Genomic DNA, 1,324 nt, shown 5'->3' on the forward strand with positions numbered 1-1,324 from the left:
GTCGTCGCCGCGGGGCTCGCGGCGACCTGGTCGCTGAGCGAGCACGCGTCCACGGGCATCCAGACCTGGCTCGCCATGCCCGTCGACATGGTGCACCTGCTGGCGATGGCCTGCTGGCTCGGCGGGCTCACCGCGCTGCTCGTCGCCCTGTACCGGACGCCGTCGATCGACGCGGCGGCCGTGCGGCGGTTCTCCGCGCTGGCGTTCTGGAGCGTGGTGGCGCTGGTGGCGAGCGGGCTGTACCAGGCGTGGCGCCAGGTCGGTACGTTCTCCGCGCTGGCCTCGACGTCGTACGGACAGCTGCTGATGGTGAAGGTCGGCCTGGTCGTCGTGGTCGTGGTGATCGCGTACTTCTCGCGGCGCTGGACGGCGCGGCTGGCCGCGGCACCCGCCGCCGTACCCGCCCCGGCGCGCGCGGGCGCGGGGGAGGCCTCCGGGGAGGAGGAGCCGGTGGCGCTGGCCGCGTCGAAGGGCGCGAAGGCGGGACGCGGAAGCGGGACCGGCTCCGGTACGGGTAAGGGCTCCGGTACGGGTTCCGGTACAGGTACGGATACGGGTTCCGGTACGGGTGCGACTGCGGCTTCGGCTTCGGCTTCGGCTTCGGCTCCGGGCGACGCGCGTGCGGCGCAGCTCGCACGGCAGCGCGCGGCGGTCGCGACGGCCCGCCGGAAGCGGGTGCGGGACGCCGAACCGGCACGCGGCGGCCTGCGCAGATCCGTCCTCGCCGAGGCCGCCGTGGCGGTCGCCGTCCTGGCGCTCGCGACGATCCTCTCGGACACCGAGCCCGCGAGGACGGCCGAGGCCGCGGCGAAGAACCCGGCGAGCGCGTCCGCCGCGGCGGCCGTGCCGAAGGGCGGGCCCGTCGACCTGAGCATCCCCTTCGACACGGGCGGTCCGAAGGGCAAGGGCGTCGTCGAGTTCTACCTCGAACCGGCGCGCGCGGGCGGCGAGAACCTGATGCACATCTACCTCAACGGCCCCGGCGACAAGCCCCTGGACGTACCCCAGGTCAAGGCGTCGCTGACGCTCAAGGCCCGCGGTGTCGGCCCGCTTCCGGTGACGCCGCGGCGCTTCGCGCCCGGCCACTGGGCGGCGGAGCACGTCCAGATCCCGATGCCGGGCACCTGGCAGCTCGCCCTCACCGTGCGGACCTCCGACATCGACGAGACCACCGTCTACAAGAACATCACGATCGGCTGAGCCAGTGACCGAGACCTCGAAGCAGACGCAGACAGCGAAGAACGGCGCACGCACGACGCCCCGGCGCACCGCGGAAGGCAGGGGCGGAGATCCCCGGGGCGGTGCGGGCGGCGGCCCGGGGATC

At 74.3% G+C, this 1,324-nt stretch carries 1 protein-coding gene; it reads left to right on the top strand.

Translation table 11 applies throughout. From position 1 onward, the window contains the following. On the top strand, window positions 1-1,200 hold a 1,200-nt coding region (locus LCE31_RS27585; RefSeq protein WP_225018888.1), incomplete at its 5' end, for a copper resistance D family protein. Window positions 1,201-1,324 lie beyond the last annotated feature (124 nt).

It is taken from the genome of Streptomyces sp. 8L (assembly GCF_020176795.1).
GTDB lineage: Bacteria > Actinomycetota > Actinomycetes > Streptomycetales > Streptomycetaceae > Streptomyces.